Here is an 18,566-nt window from a genome sequence, read left to right on the forward strand (position 1 = left end):
TCTAGCAACAGAACGTAGGAGTTTGCTGCAAAGCCCTTAAAATCGCGTTTTCACGATTTATCAGGGCTGGTTCGCAGATGAATCTGAGTTCAACTCGGCTCCTTTCCTACATCAAGCCCGGGAAGGGACTGGCAGCGCAGATGCAAGCAAGCGGTTATCCAACAGCCCCAGGCCTTCCTGGAACAGCTGGTTGCTACGTTCGGTGTCGCCCAACTGGGCCAACAAGCGCGCCAGCTCGGCACACGCCTCCGGATTGCGCTGCACGTGCAGGCTGTTTTCCAGATAGTCCCGCGCCTTGCCCCACAAGCTGTTTTGCAGGCACAAGCGGCCCAACGTCAGCAGCAGGCTGGCGTCGGCTGGGTGATCCTTGAGCCAACTTTCGGCGAACTTCAATTGGCGGGCCGGATCGCTGCCACGCAAAAGCCCATAGAGCCGGATCAGGTGGCTGTCATAACCGCGCTTGATCGCACCGCGCAACACCTCCTCCGCCGTGGCGTCGGCGCCCAATTGGCGCAGCTGTTCGGCATAGGCCAGGATCAATTGCGGCTCCTGGCGCTGGGCGGCGGTGAGTTGCTGCCAGGCTCGCTCAAGAGATTGCAAACCCGCTTCGCCTTGCTCTTCGCGTTGGGCCGCCAGGGTCAGGTTTTCACCCCAGGCGCGACGCTCCAGCTCAGCCAGTTCAGTGGCAGGCAACACCTTGTCCTTGCGCAACTGGGGCAGCAGGCGGATTACCGATGACCAGTCGCCCCGCTGTTGGTGCAGACGCTGCAATTGACGCAACACTTGAGCGTTATGGGGATGCCGCTCGTGCATCGCCTGCAAGGTGGTGAGTGCGCCGTCCGTATCGCCACGGTCCAATTGCAGCTGCGCATGGCTCAACGCAACCGCCAATTCAGCCTGGGGCTGGCGCTCCAGGGCACGCTCAAGCAAACCGTCCGACTCCTCATAACGACCCTGCTCATTCGCCGCCCGTGCCGCACCGAGGTAGTACAGCAATGGCTGGCGCTCGGCCTCGGCGGCCCGGTGCAGGTGCCGTTCGGCGGCGGCCCAGCGGCCTTCGGCGAGGTCCATCTGACCTTGTTCGATGGCGATCTGTACGCGGCGGCTGCGGTTACGCCGCGACCACGGGTTGACCACGCCACCCGAGGTGCCCAGCAGGCTCAGCAATACGCGAATGAGGTAGATCGCCAGGCCGATGACAAACACCGCCACCAAGGTCGCCCACAGGCTCGACTCGTAATGCAGCACATGCGGATAAGTAATCAGCACGTAGCCGGTGTGTTTTGAAACGCCCACCGCCAGGGCCAGGGCGATCACAATCGCCAGCACCAGGATCACATAGAAACGCTTCATCGGCTCTACTCCTGCTTCGCCGACGTGGCCGCCGGCTTGCCGGCCGCCGCCTTGGCTTCGTCCGCAGACAAATGACGACGTTCAAGATAGGCCTGCACCGCGGCCAGGCTGGCGGCCAGGTCCGGCGTCACTACCGAGACAGCCTTGGGCTCAAGCTCGGCAATACGCGCCAGCATCGCCTTGCTCTGCGGGTTGTCCTGGTTGAAGTTGTCCTGCAACACGCTGCGTGCCTCGCCCAGCGAGCGGCTATACACCGCCGCCTCACCATTGAGCGCTGCCCACTGCGCCTGCTCCAAGGCCAGGCTCAAGGCCAGGCGCACCTGGTTCAAGCCTTGACCGGCCAGCAGCGGACGGATGTTGTCGTCAGGGTTGAAGTCGATGCGGAAGTAGCGCGAAATCTGCTCCCACCACCGGCCCCACCGGTTATCTGTGTCGGTGCTCGGGCGTCCCTCGGAGGCAGGCTCGGTGAGTTGGTATTCAGGCGCGATGGCCGCCAGCTGCACCACTTGGTCACGCAGGGCGGCCAATTGCAGATAAAGCCCGGTGCGGTCAGGCTGCTCGGTGCTGCGCAGCGCGGCCAGGCTCTTGGCCAATTGTTCACGAGCCGCATAGGCGCCAGGATCGCTCTGCTCCCGCAAAATTTCATCGGCGCCCTGAACCAGTGCCTGGGCGCTGTTGATATCTTGCAGGGCGGACAAGCGCAAACTCGCCAGGCGGATCAGATGCTCGGCTTCGGCCAGGCGCCAATCCTTGCGGCTGGCACCCAGCACGGTTTCCAGTCGCTGGCTGAGGCGCTGCTGGTCACCCTGCAGTTGGGCCACCAGGCGGCGACGTTCTTCCAGCTCATCGGCGGGCGGCAATTGGGCCAGGCGCGCGGCCAGTTGCTGCTGGCCCTGCTTGAGGGATTGGGACTGGTCATCCAGGGTCTGCACCTGGCCCAGCTGTTGCTGGCTGCTGGCTTGCAGGGCACGGACCTGCCAGATCCCCCAACCGCCGGCGGCAACGCCGGCGACACCCAGCAACAGGGCAACCATTGCCAGGCCATTGCCACGGCGCGGCGCGGGGACCGGTGACTCAACCGGCGCATCAAGTGCGGGTTGGGCTTCATCTTTAGGCAAGGCTGTTTCGCTCACGTATCCGTCCTTTGCGTATCAGAGAGTGGGAGCGGCCGGCCTCAGGGGGGCAGCGCTGCGCAACGCCACTAACAAAGCCGCGGCACTCGCACCGCGACAATCCACAACTTTTTCTGCGCCAGCAGCCCGTGCCATCTCGGCGACGCGCGGGCTGGGCACGAACAACGGCAACTGCGCCACCGCTGGCCAATCGGCGCCTGCCAGGGCGTGCAGGTGCGAAAAACCCTGCCCACTGCTGACCACCAGGCCGTTCAAGCGTTCCAACTGGATGCGTCGCATCAATACACCGTCGTCATAGGCCGGAAGGAAACGGCGGTACAACTCCAGATAGTCGACACTAGCACCTCTCTCGCCCAAACGCTGCGCCAGCAGCTCTCGACCGCCCTCGCCACGCAGGATCAACACCCGCGCACCAGGCCGTGCAATAGCCTCGCGCAACGCAGGCAATTGAAGCAAGGCCTCGCTGTCGTCGCCAGTAGGGGGATACTTAACATCCAGGCCTTTGTCGGCCAGTACTTGCGCGGTGGCAGCGCCGACGCTGAACCATTGCAGTGACGGCCATGCTTGATCCAACCGTTGCACGGCCAGGCGCGCGGCGGGCTTGCTGACAACAATCACCGCGCAGTAGCGACCCAGGTCATGGAAGACTGCCTGCTGTTGAGCGGTAACGGGTAACGGCTCGATCTCCAACAAGGGCAAGCTGCTGCTGAAGATTCCAGCTTCGGACAACGACGACGCCAGGGCCTTCGACTCCTCGGCCGGGCGCGTCAGCAGCACTCGCCAACCGCTCACTGTGGACCGGCCTCACCGTAGACTTTTTGCAGAATGGTGCCGGCGCCTTTTTCCAGCAGCGCTTCGGCCACCTGAATACCCAAGGCCGTCGCATCGCACTGTGGACCACGTACCTCGGCGGTCAACAGCGTGCCGCCGTCCGGATCACCCACCAGGCCACGCAACCACAGGTTTTCACCTTCGAGCACGGCGTAGCAGGCGATCGGCACCTGGCAGCCACCGTTCAGGTGTTTGTTCAGGGCGCGCTCGGCCGTGACGCGCACGTCGGTGTCGGGGTGATCAAGCGGTTTGAGCAGCGCATGTATTTGAGTATCGGCGGTGCGGCATTCAATGCCCACGGCACCCTGCCCACCCGCCGGCAAACTGTCTTCAACGCTGATGGCCGAGGTGATGCGGTCTTCGAAGCCCAGACGGATCAAGCCGGCGGCGGCGAGGATGATCGCGTCGTACTCGCCGGCATCCAGCTTGGCCAGACGGGTGTTGACGTTGCCGCGCAGAAAGCGAATCTGCAGGTCCGGGCGACGGGTCAGCAACTGAGCCTGGCGACGCAGGCTGGAGGTGCCGACGATACTGCCCAAAGGCAATTCATCCAGGGATTGGTAAGTGTTGGAAACAAAGGCATCACGCGGGTCTTCGCGCTCGCAGATGCAAAACAAACCCAGGCCTTGCGGGAAGTCCATGGGCACGTCTTTCATCGAGTGCACGGCGATATCGGCTTCGTTTTCCAGCAGCGCGGTTTCCAGTTCCTTGACGAACAGGCCCTTACCGCCGATTTTCGAGAGCGGCGAGTCGAGCAGCTTGTCGCCGCGACTGACCATGGGCACCAGAGACACTTTGAGGCCCGGGTGCGCCTGCTCGAGGCGTGCTTTGACGTATTCGGCCTGCCATAAGGCCAGCGCACTTTTACGGGTGGCGATGCGGATTTCGCGAGAGGACATGGATCAATCCGTACTGAATAGATACGGCAGATAATAACAGCTCAGGCAAATACGCCTTGATTTGAATCAGCAAGTGCGGGGCCTCCCTGGCCACGTCGCACCGGGATAAGGAATGCACCCATCGCCACAGCCCTCAGGCTAAAGCTGCTGCATCATTTTGCGCACGCCGGCGACATGCCGTCGGCTGACGATCAAGGCGTCACCATTCAAGCCTTTGAGAAACAGCTGAAAGTGCCCAAGCGGGGTGCGTTGCAGGCGTTCGATGCGCTCACGAGCCACCAGCGCGTTGCGGTGGATACGTACGAAGCGATCGCCGAACTCATCCTCAAGCGCCTTGAGTGGCTCATCGAGCAGCACTTCGCCAGCCTCATGGCGCAGGGTCACGTATTTGTGATCGGCAATGAAGTAGACCACCTGGTTAAGGGGGATCAGTTCGATACCTTTGCGTGTACGTGCGCTGATATGGCTGCGCGGCCCGTTCCCGCTTTGGGCGGCGGGCTGCGTCAGGGCAGCGAGTTGGGCGCGATTGGGACGCTCGGCTCTTTTCAACGCCTTGAGCAAGGCCTCGGTTGTCACTGGCTTGCTCACAAAACTCACGCCGCTGGCTTCAAGCGACTGTTCGGCAAACTCTTCGTGAGCGGCGCACAGCACCAGCGCCGGGGACGATTCGCGCTCACTCAGGCGAGCAGCGACTTGCAGGCCATCGAGGCCAGGCATGCGGATATCGAGTAACACCACATCCGGCTTCAGGCTGTCGATCAACGTCAACGCCTCCTCACCGGTGGTGGCGCTCGGTTCAAGGACTGTATAACCCTCGAGTTCACTGACCAAACGGATCAGTCGCTCGCGGGCTTGCGGTTCGTCATCAACGATCAGGACATTCATATTGCGCTGGATTCCTGCGTGAGTCTCGCACAAGGATAGCGTAGACAGGTGCGGTGACTTGCGTCACAGCGATCCACGCTAAGACTAGCGCGAGCGGCAAAAAGTGCCCCGACAGCGGCACCCAAATTTACCCGGACCGGTTCAAGGGCGCCCATGGCCTGCCGCCGTCGGGCATCGTCGTAGGGTTTGCTGATACACAATCCGAATACCCCCCTGTTAAATGGATAGTCAGGTTCTGACCGCATTACCCGACTTTGGTGCATTCACACACTATCAGTCCACTGTAGACGCTCACTGCGACGACATTGCTCAATCGTCAAATATCGTTTCAATTCGTCCCTGTCTCCAGTCTCGTCCTGGACGCGTTCGACGGCAAGGCACTTAGCCATCCTTTGCACAAATAAAAATGCCGACCACCCGCAGCACCGCCTCCACGGGCAACCCTGTTATTATCGCCGGCACACTTCCATGCCTCTCTATTAAGCAGACCACGAGCGAACCCATGAGCACCGACAAGACCAACCAGTCCTGGGGCGGCCGCTTCAGTGAACCCGTCGACGCCTTCGTCGCCCGTTTCACCGCCTCCGTCACCTTCGACCAGCGCCTGTACCGCCACGACATCATGGGCTCCATCGCCCACGCCACGATGCTGGCCAAGGTCGGCGTACTGACCGATGCCGAGCGCGACAGCATCATCGACGGCCTGACCACCATCCGCGGTGAGATCGAAGCCGGTACGTTCGACTGGCGCGTCGACCTGGAAGACGTGCACATGAACATCGAGGCCCGCCTCACCGATCGCATCGGTGTGACCGGCAAGAAACTGCACACCGGTCGTAGCCGTAACGACCAGGTGGCCACCGATATCCGCCTGTGGCTGCGCGATGAAATCGACCTGATCCTGGCTGAAATCACCCGCCTGCAACAAGGCCTGCTGGCGCAGGCCGAACGTGAGTCCGGCACTATCATGCCCGGCTTCACCCACCTGCAGACCGCGCAACCGGTAACCTTTGGCCACCACCTGCTGGCCTGGTTCGAAATGCTCAGCCGCGACTACGAGCGCCTGGTGGACTGCCGCAAGCGCGCCAACCGCATGCCCCTCGGCAGTGCCGCGCTGGCCGGCACCACCTACCCGATCGACCGCGGATACACCGCGCAATTGCTGGGCTTCGACGCCGTCGGCGGCAACTCCCTGGATGGCGTGTCGGACCGTGACTTCGCCATCGAATTCTGCGCCGCCGCCAGCATCGCGATGATGCACCTGTCGCGCTTCTCCGAAGAGCTGGTGTTGTGGACCAGCGCGCAATTCCAGTTCATCGACCTGCCGGACCGCTTCTGCACCGGCAGCTCGATCATGCCGCAAAAGAAAAACCCCGACGTGCCGGAACTGGTGCGCGGCAAGAGCGGCCGTGTCTTCGGCGCACTGATGGGCCTGCTGACCCTGATGAAAGGCCAGCCCCTGGCCTACAACAAGGACAACCAGGAAGACAAGGAGCCGCTGTTCGACGCCGCCGATACCCTGCGCGACTCACTGCGTGCCTTTGCCGATATGATCCCGGCGATCAAGCCCAAGCACGCCATCATGCGTGAAGCGGCATTGCGCGGTTTCTCCACCGCAACTGACCTGGCGGACTATCTGGTGCGTCGCGGCCTGCCGTTCCGTGACTGCCATGAAATCGTCGGTCATGCCGTGAAATACGGCGTGGACACCGGCAAGGACCTGGCGGAAATGAGCCTGGAAGAACTGCGCCAGTTCAGTGACCAGATCGAGCAGGATGTGTTTGCCGTACTGACCCTTGAAGGCTCGGTGAATGCCCGTAACCATGTGGGCGGCACGGCGCCGGCTCAGGTGAAGGCAGCGGTGGTGCGCGGCCAGGCGTTGCTCGCCAGCCGCTAAACCAAACAATGTGGGAGGGGGCTTGCTCCCTCCCACATTTAGTTCGTCTTACGACGCTCCTCATTTACTTTTTGGCCGCAATCATCGCCATGAACGCCGGCATCGCCGCCTGCCTGCCCGCCTCCACCTTCTGCGCGTTGGGCATTTCATTCAGGCGCGCAAGCAACCCCTTCGCCTTCGGCAACTCAGCCAGCAAATCCATCCCGAACAGCTTCTCGCCCACGCCTAAGGCGAGGTTCATGCTGTACATGAAATACAGGTCCGCAATCGTAAAGCTCTCCCCGGCCACAAAAGGCCCGAACTTGCCGTGCCGACCTAAAGCACCGACGCCCAGCAGCAATTCAGCCTTGGACTTCTCCTTGATCGCCTCTGGCACCTGCATGCCGAAAAACGCTTCGGCAAAACACGCCCGTGCAGGCAACTCAATGTACAGCTCGATTTCCCGGCACAACGCCAGCACCTGGGCTCGCTGGAACGGGTCAGCCGGCAGCAGCGCGGGCCCTTGCTGGGTCTGCTCGATGTACTCGAGGATCACGCTGGTTTCGTTGATAAACCCTTGCTCCACACCCAGCACCGGCACCTTGCCGCGCGGGCTGATTGCCAGGGCTTCGGGGGTTTGCCCGGCATAAAAAGGCACTTCTTCGAAGGGCAGCCCTTTTTCCAACAGCGCCAGTTTCACCATGTTGTAGTAGTTGCTGACCGAAAATCCGTAAAGCTTGAGCATCGCCAAGCCTCCAGGCCGTGTGCGGGGTTGGCTGCAAGAGTTATAGATCCAAGCCGCCGACCTGACCAGCAGCATCACCTGGCTGAATGGGGGTAGACTGGCGCCCTTTCCTTGAGGAGCCTGCCATGAGCGAGCCGACCGATATCGACAACGACGAAGAAGAATTCACCGAAACCACGCTGATCGAAGCGATCGAAAACCAGATCGAAAGCGACAACCCGCCGGCGGCCAAGGCCACTTTCAACAAATTGACCCTGGTGGGTTATGACCGTGAAGAAATCCTGAATCTCATGGCTCACGTGCTGGCGTTCGAAATCGACGCCATGCTGGACGACGACCGCGCCTTCAATACCGAATGGTATGAAACAGCGCTGCGGGCACTGCCTGAGCTGCCGCCTGAAAAGGAATAATCCCGGCACGCAGCAACACGCTGGACAGTTCGGCAAAGTGCGTTCACCTTATGGCCTGCTAGCCTCTAATAAATTTTAGAAAGTCTGGAGTCCTTATGTCGTATACCCCTGAGTTGGTTGCCGAACTGGAAATCCTTGTACTCTTTCCCTTGGACAGCACCAAGGAAGGTCTGAAAGTCCACCAGACCGCTGCTCCCACTGCCATCGCCGCTGCCAAGCGCCTCCATACCAAAGGACTGATCGATCAACCGGACGGAGGCTACCTGACCAGCCTTGGCCGGGACGCCGCCGAGCAGGCCCAAACTCTGCTGACGATTCTGACCACTGCCAGCACCAAAGAAGCCGCCTGATACTCATCCCGCCCATGGAGTCCGCCTCCTGCGGATTCCGAGGGCTTTGCTGGGATGAAAATTGACGCCAAAAACCATTTCCCTCTAAACCTCCTACGCTACTGTCTGTAAACTCCTACACGGCCGCCCACGTCGGGCCTGCGAGCCACCGAGTTCGACATGACCCGCACCCATGAAATCCGCCCCGACCTGGACGAAGGCATCGACCGCAAGGTGCTGGGCCAATTGCGTGCGCGCTTCATGGCCCTCAATGAAGGCCGCATGGCGAGGGCCGTCGAGGGGCTGACGCCGCGTCAGCAAAGCGTGTTGACCCTGCTGCCGCTGTTTTTCCACGTCAATCACCCGCTGCTGCCCGGTTATGTGTCAGGCAGCACGCCAGCCGGCCTGTCCAATTTCGAACCCGACGCCCAGGCCCTTACCGAAGCTCAGCGCCTGACCCGTTCGTTCTCTTACAAGCCGCGCCCGGTCAATCAGCCCAGGCCGATCCATGGCCTGTTCCTGATGGGCAGCCTTGGTACGTTGGCGCAGGCGGACCAGAGCGATATGGACGTGTGGGTGTGCCATGCCCCCGGTCTGGGTGAGAGCGAACTGGCCGAACTGCGCAAGAAATGCCAACTGCTCGAAACCTGGGCCCTGGGCATGGGCGCCGAGGCGCACTTCTTCCTGATCGAGCCGACGCGCTTTGTGCTGGGCGAGCGCGATACCCAACTGAGCTCCGATGACTGTGGCACCACCCAGCATTACCTGTTGCTGGATGAGTTCTACCGCACCGCCATCTGGCTGGCCGGGCGCACGCCGATCTGGTGGTTGGTGCCTGTGTACGAAGAACGCCGGTACTCCGAATTTACCCACACGCTGATCTCCAAGCGGTTTATCCGCGCTGATGAAACCCTCGACCTCGGCCACCTGGCGCGCATCCCTCCGGGCGAATTCATCGGCGCTGGGCTGTGGCAACTGTTCAAGGGCATCGAGTCGCCCTACAAGTCGGTGCTCAAGCTGCTGTTGACCGAGGTCTACGCCAGCGAACACCCGAACGTGCAGTGCCTGAGCCTGCGTTTCAAGCGGGCGGTATTCGCCAATCAGGTGGATCTGGATGAGCTGGACCCGTACATCGTGGTGTACCGCCGCATTGAGGAATACCTCAAGGCGCGCAACGAGCCCGAGCGCCTGGAGCTGGTGCGGCGCGCGCTGTATCTGAAGGTCAACCGCAAACTCAGCGCCGGTCAGCGCACCCCCAGTTGGCAGCGTTTGCTGCTGGAGCGACTGGCCCACGAATGGGGCTGGGACCAGCGCCAACTGGCCCTGCTGGACAGCCGCAGCCAGTGGAAAGTACGCCAGGTCGCCTCTGAACGCCGCGCCCTGGTCGCTGAACTGAACTACAGCTACCGCTTCCTGACCCAGTTCGCTCGCACCGAGCAAACCGTCAGCCTGATCAACAAGCGCGACCTCAATGTACTTGGGCGACGCCTGTATGCGGCCTTCGAGCGCAAGGCGGGCAAAGTCGAATTCATCAACCCCGGTATAGCCCCGGATTTGGCCGAAGACACCCTGACCCTGGTGCATTCGCCCAATCGCAAGGAGCCCGGCCAACACCACTGGGGCCTCTACAACGGCAACCTCACCGCGTTGGAATGGGAGCACTTTGCACCGATCAAGCGCAGCCGCGACCTGCTGGAGATGCTCACTTGGTGCCATCGTAATGGCGTGATCGACAGCAGCACGCGCCTGGCGCTGCATCCCGGCACCAGCGACATGACCGAGTTCGAGCTGTTCAACCTGCTGGGCAGCCTGCAACAGACTGTCGCCCTGCCCCTGAGCAGCGTCGATGAAGTCCGCCTGCTGCGCTCGGCGGTGCCCGAGGAAGTGTTGTTGCTGATCAACGTCGGCGTCGACCCGCTCAAGCATCACCGTGACCTGAACATTCTGATGACCACCGAGCGCACCGACTCCCTCAGTTACGCCGGAGTGCGCGACAACCTGGTGCTGACCCTGGACCAGGTCACGCTCAACAGCTGGAACGAGGTCATGGTCAGCCGCTACGACGGCCCGCACGCCTTGCTAGACTGCCTGCGTGATTACCTCAACCAATTGCCGCCGGACCACCTGCCACGGTTGCGGGTGCGCTGCTTCTGTCACAACCGCGCGCAGTTCATTGCCCAACGCGTGGAAGAAATCTTCGAGACCGCGCAGCACCTGCTGCTGGGCCAGTCCAACCACCGCTATTTGCTGCAGGTGCAGCAGCATTATCACGTGATGGAATTGATACCGGGCCAAGCCACCCACGTGTCACTGGCGACCCGGGACGCATTGATCGCCTACCTCAGCGAAGAGCTGGCCAGCTACAGCCCGCTGCACTTGGACGCCATGGCCCTGGAAGACCATGACCTGGCACTCTTGCTGCCCATGGGCATGCCCGACTGCGTGCAAGTGTTTTACCGGGTCAATGAAGGTTTTGCCGAGCTGTATGTACTGGATGAATTCAACGCGCTCTGGCAGCAGCGCCTGCCGTTTCATGATGAGCAGAGCCTGTTGGCACCGCTGCAGCGCTTCCTTCAGTCGATCATTTACCGTCGCGACGCGCTTTCCACGCTGGACCCGCAACAGCCGACGGGTGCGGTGCAAACCCTGTATTACCAACTGTTGCCGTCTGGCGGCAATCGCGCACGCAGCATCGAACCTCGGCCGGCGCCGCAAAACCCGGCGAATAAACCGTTTTACGACGTGCAGGCGATTATCGGCAAGGCCTCGCCTGGCCAGGTAGGCATCACCTTGTACTGTAATCAGCGGGAGTTTTGTGAGTTGGAATTCGGCGACCAGCTATTTGCCGTGGTCGCCCAAGAGATCATCGGGCAGCGCCGGGAGACCGAGCGCTACCGCTGCTATATCACCGACCTCGACCTGTCGGGCCTGCTCGGTGACGTGCAAAGCCCGAGCAACCTGTACCTGCGCTATAAAGCCGAGTTGGAACTGTCGCTCAACGAGGCGTTAAGCCAGATCTAGCGCGACGCCTTCACAGAGGAAACGCGCCGCCGTCTTTGGGCTGGCCTTCGACGCTAAGCAATTCAAGCTTGAGGGTCTTGCCGCCGGGTGCCGGCCAATCGATGTGCTGCCCCACTTGCAGGCCGAGCAAGGCGCTGCCGACTGGCGCCATGATCGAAATCTTGCCTTCGTCGGCATTCGCGTGCTTGGGGTAGACCAAGGTCAGGTGGTAATCCTTGCCGCTGCCTTGTTCCCGGCAATGCACACTGGAGTTCATGGTCACGACACCCGCAGGCACTTCATCGTGACCCACCACCTCTTCGGCGCGGTCGAGTTCGGCTTGCAACGCTTCGACGCCGGGAAATTCGTCGCCCAAGCGGTCGATCAATTGCTCCAGACGCTGCACGTCAAGGCGGGTGAGGATGATGGACGGTGCGGTGGTCATGATTCAGGCAGACTCCTTTTTCTGCACAAAAAAGCAAAACCCCGCCAGGAAAAGGCGGGGTTCTCACGGGCCTCGATGAGTTGAGGCGTACCCGGACACTACCACAGCGTCACAAATAAACAAGACAGCCTCAGGCGTTTGCCTTGCGCTGCGCGGCCTGCGCGCAGATCACTCGGCGCCGGGCATCGTCGGCGGAGCGCCATTCGCGGATGTCTTCCACATGCCGGAAGCAGCCGAGGCAGACTTTTTGCTCATCCAGCCGACACAAACTGATACAAGGTGAGGGCACCGCCGGGCTGACATTGCTGAACAGCGGCTTGGGCGGGCGTACGGTTGCAGGCTCACTCACCATCAGATCTCGTCGAAATCCAGCTCGACGCCGGTGTATTCCTGCACCAGTCGCGTGAGCATCTCACCCAGCAACTCTTCACTCTTGTCGCACTGCCATTTGCCGCTTTCTTCGTCGTAGTCGAAGTGAACGCCGCCTGAGCGCGCCGCCAGCCATAGCTGACGCAGAGGCTCCTGGCGACTGAAGATCAATTGCTGGCCGCTTTCGAATTTGACGGTCAGCACGCCGGCCGAGTTTTCCAGGTCCACATCCAGGTCGCTGTCGTCGAAAATATCTTCCAGCTTCTCCTGGGTGGCATCCACCAGGTCGTGAAAACGGGCTTCGGTCAAACTCATTGTGGCAACCTCAAAAGTGTCTGGTTTTGCTCAAGCGCCGCACGATACGGGCGAGCTTCGCCGATTGCAAAGGATACCGATTTCAACGCGATTGACGGCGTGAAATATCCCCAACCAGCGTAGTCCGCTTCTCAGTCGTGTCGGCAAACCCCCGCCGGACGGGTATTCCAGCGCATAGGCAAGCTGGCGGGTGGTCGGTATACTCGGGCGCAATTAATGCATATTCAAGGATTTCGCCATGAAGCGCCTGATCTCTTCCCTTGCTGCGCTCGTCGCGGTCGCTTGCCTCGTTAGTGCCTGTGGTCAAAAAGGCCCGCTGTACCTGCCCGATGACAGCAAAGACCCGAATGAACAGGCGCAATCGTCGCAAAAGCCATCCAAAGCGCATAAGCACGACACCTTCGAATAAGGGAACTCCATGGACGCTTTTAACTACCGGGACGGCGAGCTGTTCGCGGAAGGCGTGGCGTTGTCCGCGATTGCCGAACGTTTTGGCACGCCGACCTATGTGTACTCCCGTGCGCATATCGAAGCGCAATATCGCTCGTTCTCCGACGCGCTGAACGGCGTACCTCACCTGGTGTGCTACGCGGTCAAGGCCAACTCCAACCTCGGCATACTCAATGTCCTGGCGCGCCTGGGCGCCGGTTTCGACATCGTGTCCCGTGGCGAGCTGGAACGTGTACTGGCCGCCGGCGGCCAGGCTGACAAAATCGTATTTTCCGGCGTCGGCAAAAGCCGCGAAGACATGCGCCGCGCCCTGGAAGTCGGCGTGCATTGCTTCAACGTGGAGTCCACCGACGAGCTGGAGCGCCTGCAAGTCGTGGCCGCCGAGATGGGCGTCCGCGCACCGATCTCCCTGCGCGTCAACCCGGATGTCGATGCCGGCACCCACCCGTACATCTCCACCGGTCTTAAAGAGAACAAATTCGGCATCGCCATTGCCGACGCGGAGGACGTATACATCCGCGCCGCGCAGTTGCCGAACCTGGAAGTGCTGGGCGTCGACTGCCATATCGGCTCGCAACTGACCACCCTGCCGCCGTTCATCGATGCCCTCGACCGCCTGCTGGCGCTGATCGACCGCCTCGGCGAATGTGGCATCTACCTGCACCACATCGATCTCGGTGGCGGTGTGGGCGTACGTTATCGCGACGAAGAGCCGCCGCTGATTGCCGACTACATCGCTGCCGTACGCGAGCGCATCGAAGGCCGCGACCTCACGCTGATGTTCGAGCCGGGCCGCTATATCGTCGCCAACGCCGGTGTATTGCTGACTCAGGTCGAGTATCTCAAGCACACCGAACACAAGGATTTCGCCATCGTCGATGCGGCGATGAACGACCTGATCCGTCCGGCGCTGTACCAGGCCTGGATGAACGTCACGGCCGTTGCGCCTCGCAACAGCGAAGCGCGCGCGTATGACATTGTCGGCCCGATCTGCGAAACCGGCGACTTCCTGGCCAAGGATCGTCAGTTGGCCCTCGAAGAAGGCGACCTGCTGGCCGTGCATTCGGCCGGTGCCTATGGGTTTGTCATGAGCTCCAACTACAACACTCGCGGGCGTGCCGCCGAGGTGCTGGTGGACGGTGATCAAGCGTTTGAAGTGCGTCGCCGCGAGACGGTAGCCGAGTTGTATGCTGGCGAAAGCCTGCTGCCGGAGTAAGCCATGCTGCTGCGTTTTACCAAGATGCACGGGCTGGGTAATGATTTCATGGTTCTCGACCTGGTCAGCCAGCACGCGCACATCCTGCCCAAACACGCCAAACAGTGGGGCGACCGGCATACCGGGATTGGTTTTGACCAGTTGCTGATCGTCGAGGCACCGAGCAACCCGGAGGTGGATTTCCGTTACCGGATCTTCAACTCCGACGGCTCCGAAGTGGAACAGTGCGGCAACGGTGCCCGCTGCTTCGCGCGCTTTGTGCTGGACAAGCGCCTGACCGCCAAGCGCCAGATCCGCGTCGAGACCAAGAGCGGCGTGATCGAACTGGACATCCGCAACGACGGCCAGATCAGCGTCAACATGGGCGAGCCGCGCCTGGTGCCGGCGGATATTCCGTTCCAGGCCAGTGAGCAGGCCGTCAGTTATGCACTGGACGTGGATGGCCAATCGCTGGACATCGCCGCCGTGTCCATGGGCAACCCCCACGCCGTGCTGCGGGTCCACGACATCAACAATGCTCCCGTGCATGAACTGGGCCCGAAGATCGAACACCACCCGCGCTTTCCGGCACGGGTCAATGTGGGCTTCCTGCAGGTGATCGACCGTTCCCGCGCGCAGTTGCGCGTATGGGAGCGCGGTGCCGGCGAAACCCAGGCCTGCGGCACCGGTGCTTGCGCCGCTGCCGTGGCCGCGATCAGCCAGGGATGGATGGATTCGCCGCTGCTGATCGACCTGCCCGGTGGACGCTTGTCCATCGAATGGGCAGGCCCTGGCCACCCGGTGCTGATGACCGGGCCGGCCTCGCGTGTATACGAAGGACAGGTCCGTTTATGAGTGAGCCAAGCTAATGACCGATAAGCCTCAAGTACCCGCCCAAGCTACCCCAAGCGAAAGTCTGGAGGCCGCTGCTGTCGCGGCGTACCTTGAGGCTAACCCGGACTTCTTCGTCGAACACGAAGAACTGCTGCCGGCGCTGCGCATACCCCACCAGCGCGGCGATACCGTGTCGCTGGTGGAGCGGCAGATGAAAATCCTGCGCGAGCGCAACATTGAAATGCGCCACAAGCTCTCGCACCTGATGGAAGTAGCCCGCGACAACGACCGCCTGTTCGAAAAGACCCGTCGACTGATTCTTGGCCTGATGGATGCCACCAGCCTGGAAGAAACCGTGATTGCCGTGGAAGACAGCCTGCGCCAGGACTTCCAGGTGCCGTTTGTCAGCCTGATCCTGTTCAGCGACAACCCGATGCCGGTGGGTCGCTGGGTCAGCGGCAGCGAAGCGCAAACCGCGATTGGCGGGCTGTTGTCCGAGGGCAAGACTATCAGCGGCACCCTGCGCGAGCATGAGCTGGACTTCCTGTTTGGCGCCGAACAGCGCAAGCAGATCGGCTCCACCGCCGTGGTCGCCCTCAGCCATCAAGGCTTGCATGGCGTACTGGCCATCGCCAGCCGCGATCCTGCGCACTACAAAAGCTCGGTGGGCACACTGTTTCTGACTTACATAGCCGAAGTGCTGGGCCGCGTCCTGCCACGCTTCACCACCGCCCTGCGCGCGGTGCGCTAACCATGGAACGACAACTGGACGCTTACTGCGCGCATCTGCGCAATGAGCGCCAAGTGTCGCCCCATACGCTGGAAGCTTACCGCCGGGACTTGAACAAGGTTCTGGCGTACTGCGAAAAACAACAGGTCACCAGTTGGAAAGCCCTGGATATCCAAAGCCTGCGCAGCCTGATCGCGCGCCTGCATCAGCAAGGTCAGTCTTCCCGTAGTCTGTCGCGCCTGCTGTCGGCAGTACGTGGGCTTTATCACTACCTCAACCGCGAAGGCCTGTGCGACCACGACCCGGCCAACGGCCTGTCTCCGCCCAAGGGCGAGCGACGCCTGCCCAAGACCCTGGACACCGACCGCACCCTGCAATTGCTCGATGGCGCCGTGGAGGATGACTTCCTCGCCCACCGCGACCAGGCGATCCTTGAGCTGTTCTATTCCTCGGGCCTGCGCCTGTCGGAGCTTACCGGCCTGAACATCGACCAACTGGACCTGGCGGACGGCCTGGTGCAAGTGCTGGGCAAGGGCAGCAAAACCCGCGTGCTGCCGGTGGGCAGGAAGGCCCGCGAAGCGTTGCAACTGTGGTTGCCGCTGCGAGCGCTGGCCAACCCCAAGGACGATGCGGTGTTTATCAGCCAGCAAGGCCGGCGCCTGGGGCCTCGTGCGATCCAGGTGCGGGTCAAGGCCGCCGGCGAACGCGAACTGGGCCAGAACCTGCACCCGCATATGCTGCGGCATTCTTTTGCCAGCCACATGCTGGAGTCGTCCCAGGACCTGCGCGCCGTGCAGGAACTGCTCGGCCACTCCGATATCAAGACCACCCAGATCTACACCCATCTGGACTTCCAACACCTGGCAACGGTGTATGACAGCGCCCATCCACGGGCCAAACGCATCAAGGGCGGCGACTCATGAGTATCAAGCTGATCACCTTCGACCTGGACGACACGCTCTGGGACAACGTACCGGTCATCATCAGCGCCGAAGCGTCGATGCGCGAATGGCTGGCGATTAACGCCACCAAGGTGGGCGACCTGCCGCTGGAACATTTCGCCAGCCTGCGCCAGCAGGTGCTGCAGCGTCACCCCGAGCTGAAACACCGCATCAGCCTCCTGCGCCACCGCGTACTGATCCACGCGTTTGAAGAGGCGGGTTATCCACAGCCTGAGGCCAGGGAAATGGCGGATGTGTGCTTTGAGGCGTTCATTCATGCGCGCCATCAACTCACCGTATTCCCTGAAGCCGAGCCCATGTTGAAAGCCCTGCGCCAGCACTTTTTGCTGGGGGTGATCACCAACGGCAATGCGGATGTGCAGCGCGTGGGCCTGGCGGACTATTTTCACTTCGCGCTACGTGCCGAAGATATCGGCATCGCCAAGCCGGATGCGCGCTTGTTTGAAGAGGCGTTGCAGCGCGGTGGCGTGGACGCCGGTGCGGCAGTGCATGTAGGCGATCACCCTGGGGATGACATCGCCGGGGCACAGCTGGCCGGGTTGCGGGCGGTGTGGTTTAACCCGACGGGCAAAGTGTGGGAAGCATCAAAGCGCCCGGATGCAGAAATTCGTAGCCTGACGGAGTTGCCTGCGTTGCTGCAGAGTTGGCAGTAACACTGTCGATCAAAATGTGGGAGGGGGCTTGCTCCCGATAGGAGAGTGACAGTCGATGGAGGAGTCGACTGACCTGCCGCTATCGGGAGCAAGCCCCCTCCCACAGTTAGAACACCACAAGGCCCGGATAAATCATCAGCCATGAAAAAGCCCGCAGCGACGGCGGGCGTTTTCTGACAAGCAGGTGGCAGAGCTTAGATAGGTCGGCTGCCGTACTTGTTATCCGGCTTCTTGGGCGGGTCGGCAACCACATTGGGCTCGACTTCGACCACTTTGCCGCCTTTGGCAAGAAACTCTTCCATCGCGCGGGCCAGGGCATCGCGCTCTTTGTTCTTGGCCTCAACGCTCGGCAGTTCATCTACCGAAACAGCAGCCTTGGCTTTGCCTTTGGCCTTGGGCGCGGCGTCGTCGCCACCACTTTCATCGGCGTCCTCAGCAACGTCGTCAACTGCTGCCGCATCAAGACCGTCTTCAGCCTCGTCGTCCTCACCTACTTCAAGGTCGTCGTTTTCCAGATCATCGTCGCTCATGTTCTACCTCATGACTTGCGAAAAGCAGATTAGTTATAGCCCAGCTTCATCCTCTGTCGAGGCTGCCGGAAAAAAATCAACGTCCACCGGATAACCAGTGGCCTATGCCTCATCACCGTGCAAGGTGGCGAGGACTTTACGAGCACCGCCATGATCACGGTGCTCGCCCAGATAAACACCTTGCCAGGTCCCCATCGCCAAGCGGCCGGCCTTCACCGGCAAACTCAGCTGGCAGCCCAGGAGACTGGCCTTGAAATGCGCCGGCAGATCATCCGGACCTTCGTCGTTGTGCTCGAAACCTGCCCGGCCTTGCGGCACCAGCGAGTTGAAAAAACGCTCAAAGTCACGGCGAACCGCCGGGTCGGCATTCTCGTTGACACTCAACGAGGCCGAAGTGTGCTGCAACCACAGGTGCAACAGGCCCACACGACACGCCTTCAACTCAGGCAGGCCGGCAAGCAACTCATCGGTTACCAGGTGAAAGCCCCGAGGCTTGGCCCGCAGGGTTATCAGGGTCTGTTGCCACATACAGTTCTCCGCCCATCGGCGCGCATTCTAGCGCGCTCTGGGAAAAAACAAAGTGCCGAATACGCCTACATGCCTGTAAGACATTCGCACGCTA

The 18,566-nt window shown here is 61.3% G+C and carries 21 protein-coding genes; 10 read left to right on the forward strand and 11 right to left on the reverse strand.

Annotated features, from left to right (window positions below):
• Positions 1–111: 111 nt before the first annotated feature.
• From AB4O25_RS17580 to AB4O25_RS17600, 5 genes are all read right to left on the reverse strand, one after another.
• Positions 112–1,353 carry a heme biosynthesis protein HemY gene (locus tag AB4O25_RS17580; protein ID WP_017526861.1) on the reverse strand — a complete coding sequence of 414 codons (1,242 nt, stop codon included), beginning with the start codon at positions 1,351–1,353 and terminating at the stop codon, positions 112–114.
• A 5-nt stretch (positions 1,354–1,358) separates the two neighbouring features.
• Positions 1,359–2,486 (reverse strand): uroporphyrinogen-III C-methyltransferase, encoded by a 1,128-nt coding sequence (locus AB4O25_RS17585; RefSeq protein WP_065879271.1) that lies wholly within the window; start codon positions 2,484–2,486, stop codon positions 1,359–1,361.
• Positions 2,487–2,504: 18 nt separating this feature from the next.
• The gene (locus AB4O25_RS17590) at positions 2,505–3,278 is read right to left on the reverse strand and encodes a uroporphyrinogen-III synthase (RefSeq protein ID WP_460149823.1); all 774 of its coding nucleotides are present in this window, start codon (positions 3,276–3,278) and stop codon (positions 2,505–2,507) included.
• The gene (hemC, locus tag AB4O25_RS17595; RefSeq protein ID WP_017526858.1) at positions 3,275–4,216 is read right to left on the reverse strand and encodes a hydroxymethylbilane synthase; all 942 of its coding nucleotides are present in this window, start codon (positions 4,214–4,216) and stop codon (positions 3,275–3,277) included. The genes AB4O25_RS17590 and hemC overlap by 4 nt, the downstream gene beginning before the upstream one ends.
• Before the next feature lie 138 nt (positions 4,217–4,354).
• Positions 4,355–5,101: a LytR/AlgR family response regulator transcription factor gene (locus tag AB4O25_RS17600; protein WP_460149824.1), complete on the reverse strand. Its 747-nt coding sequence runs from the start codon at positions 5,099–5,101 to the stop codon at positions 4,355–4,357.
• Positions 5,102–5,603: 502 nt separating this feature from the next.
• Between AB4O25_RS17600 and argH the strand changes: the two genes are divergently transcribed.
• Entirely contained in the window at positions 5,604–6,998 is a 1,395-nt protein-coding gene (argH, locus tag AB4O25_RS17605; RefSeq protein ID WP_068935492.1) for an argininosuccinate lyase, read from the forward strand.
• Between the two features lie 64 nt (positions 6,999–7,062).
• On the opposite strand, the gene AB4O25_RS17610 is transcribed toward argH, so the two are convergent.
• Positions 7,063–7,722: a glutathione S-transferase family protein gene (locus tag AB4O25_RS17610; protein WP_017526855.1), complete on the reverse strand. Its 660-nt coding sequence runs from the start codon at positions 7,720–7,722 to the stop codon at positions 7,063–7,065.
• A gap of 125 nt (positions 7,723–7,847) precedes the next feature.
• Here AB4O25_RS17610 and AB4O25_RS17615 point away from each other — a divergent pair, with 125 nt between their 5' ends.
• The 3 genes from AB4O25_RS17615 (at position 7,848) to AB4O25_RS17625 (ending at position 11,482) form a co-directional block, all read left to right on the forward strand.
• A complete protein-coding gene (locus AB4O25_RS17615; protein ID WP_017526854.1) occupies positions 7,848–8,132 on the forward strand; it encodes a hypothetical protein in 285 nt (94 codons plus the stop codon).
• Between the two features lie 95 nt (positions 8,133–8,227).
• Positions 8,228–8,482 carry a TIGR02647 family protein gene (locus AB4O25_RS17620; protein ID WP_460149825.1) on the forward strand — a complete coding sequence of 85 codons (255 nt, stop codon included), beginning with the start codon at positions 8,228–8,230 and terminating at the stop codon, positions 8,480–8,482.
• A gap of 159 nt (positions 8,483–8,641) precedes the next feature.
• A complete protein-coding gene (locus AB4O25_RS17625; protein ID WP_065879269.1) occupies positions 8,642–11,482 on the forward strand; it encodes a class I adenylate cyclase in 2,841 nt (946 codons plus the stop codon).
• A 10-nt stretch (positions 11,483–11,492) separates the two neighbouring features.
• On the opposite strand, the gene rnk is transcribed toward AB4O25_RS17625, so the two are convergent.
• From rnk to cyaY, 3 genes are all read right to left on the reverse strand, one after another.
• Positions 11,493–11,906 carry a nucleoside diphosphate kinase regulator gene (rnk, locus tag AB4O25_RS17630; protein WP_017526852.1) on the reverse strand — a complete coding sequence of 138 codons (414 nt, stop codon included), beginning with the start codon at positions 11,904–11,906 and terminating at the stop codon, positions 11,493–11,495.
• Positions 11,907–12,036: 130 nt separating this feature from the next.
• Complete coding sequence (locus AB4O25_RS17635; protein ID WP_026067180.1) at positions 12,037–12,255, reverse strand: DUF1289 domain-containing protein; 219 nt, start codon at positions 12,253–12,255, stop codon at positions 12,037–12,039.
• Positions 12,256–12,257: 2 nt separating this feature from the next.
• Positions 12,258–12,590 carry an iron donor protein CyaY gene (gene cyaY, locus AB4O25_RS17640; protein ID WP_017526850.1) on the reverse strand — a complete coding sequence of 111 codons (333 nt, stop codon included), beginning with the start codon at positions 12,588–12,590 and terminating at the stop codon, positions 12,258–12,260.
• 238 nt (positions 12,591–12,828) lie between these two features.
• Here cyaY and lptM point away from each other — a divergent pair, with 238 nt between their 5' ends.
• The 6 genes from lptM to AB4O25_RS17670 are packed head-to-tail and all read left to right on the forward strand — an operon-like array spanning position 12,829 to position 17,414.
• The gene (lptM, locus tag AB4O25_RS17645; protein ID WP_017526849.1) at positions 12,829–12,999 is read left to right on the forward strand and encodes an LPS translocon maturation chaperone LptM; all 171 of its coding nucleotides are present in this window, start codon (positions 12,829–12,831) and stop codon (positions 12,997–12,999) included.
• 9 nt (positions 13,000–13,008) lie between these two features.
• Positions 13,009–14,256: a diaminopimelate decarboxylase gene (gene lysA / locus AB4O25_RS17650; protein WP_017526848.1), complete on the forward strand. Its 1,248-nt coding sequence runs from the start codon at positions 13,009–13,011 to the stop codon at positions 14,254–14,256.
• A 3-nt stretch (positions 14,257–14,259) separates the two neighbouring features.
• Positions 14,260–15,090, forward strand: a complete 831-nt coding sequence (dapF, locus tag AB4O25_RS17655; RefSeq protein ID WP_065879267.1) for a diaminopimelate epimerase — start codon at positions 14,260–14,262, stop codon at positions 15,088–15,090.
• Between the two features lie 13 nt (positions 15,091–15,103).
• A complete protein-coding gene (locus tag AB4O25_RS17660) occupies positions 15,104–15,820 on the forward strand; it encodes a DUF484 family protein (RefSeq protein ID WP_065879266.1) in 717 nt (238 codons plus the stop codon).
• Positions 15,821–15,822: 2 nt separating this feature from the next.
• Positions 15,823–16,722: a tyrosine recombinase XerC gene (gene xerC, locus AB4O25_RS17665; protein WP_065879265.1), complete on the forward strand. Its 900-nt coding sequence runs from the start codon at positions 15,823–15,825 to the stop codon at positions 16,720–16,722.
• Entirely contained in the window at positions 16,719–17,414 is a 696-nt protein-coding gene (locus tag AB4O25_RS17670) for an HAD-IA family hydrolase (RefSeq protein ID WP_116078100.1), read from the forward strand. Before xerC ends, AB4O25_RS17670 begins: the two co-directional genes overlap by 4 nt.
• A 194-nt stretch (positions 17,415–17,608) precedes the next feature.
• Here the strand turns inward: AB4O25_RS17670 and sutA are convergent, their stop codons facing one another.
• Both sutA and AB4O25_RS17680 read right to left on the reverse strand, forming a co-directional pair.
• Complete coding sequence (sutA, locus tag AB4O25_RS17675) at positions 17,609–17,944, reverse strand: transcriptional regulator SutA (RefSeq protein WP_017526843.1); 336 nt, start codon at positions 17,942–17,944, stop codon at positions 17,609–17,611.
• Positions 17,945–18,046: 102 nt separating this feature from the next.
• On the reverse strand, positions 18,047–18,472 hold the full coding sequence (locus AB4O25_RS17680) for a secondary thiamine-phosphate synthase enzyme YjbQ (RefSeq protein ID WP_017526842.1): 426 nt from the start codon (positions 18,470–18,472) through the stop codon (positions 18,047–18,049).
• Positions 18,473–18,566: the final 94 nt, after the last annotated feature.

The organism is Pseudomonas sp. S3_A03 (genome assembly GCF_054668275.1).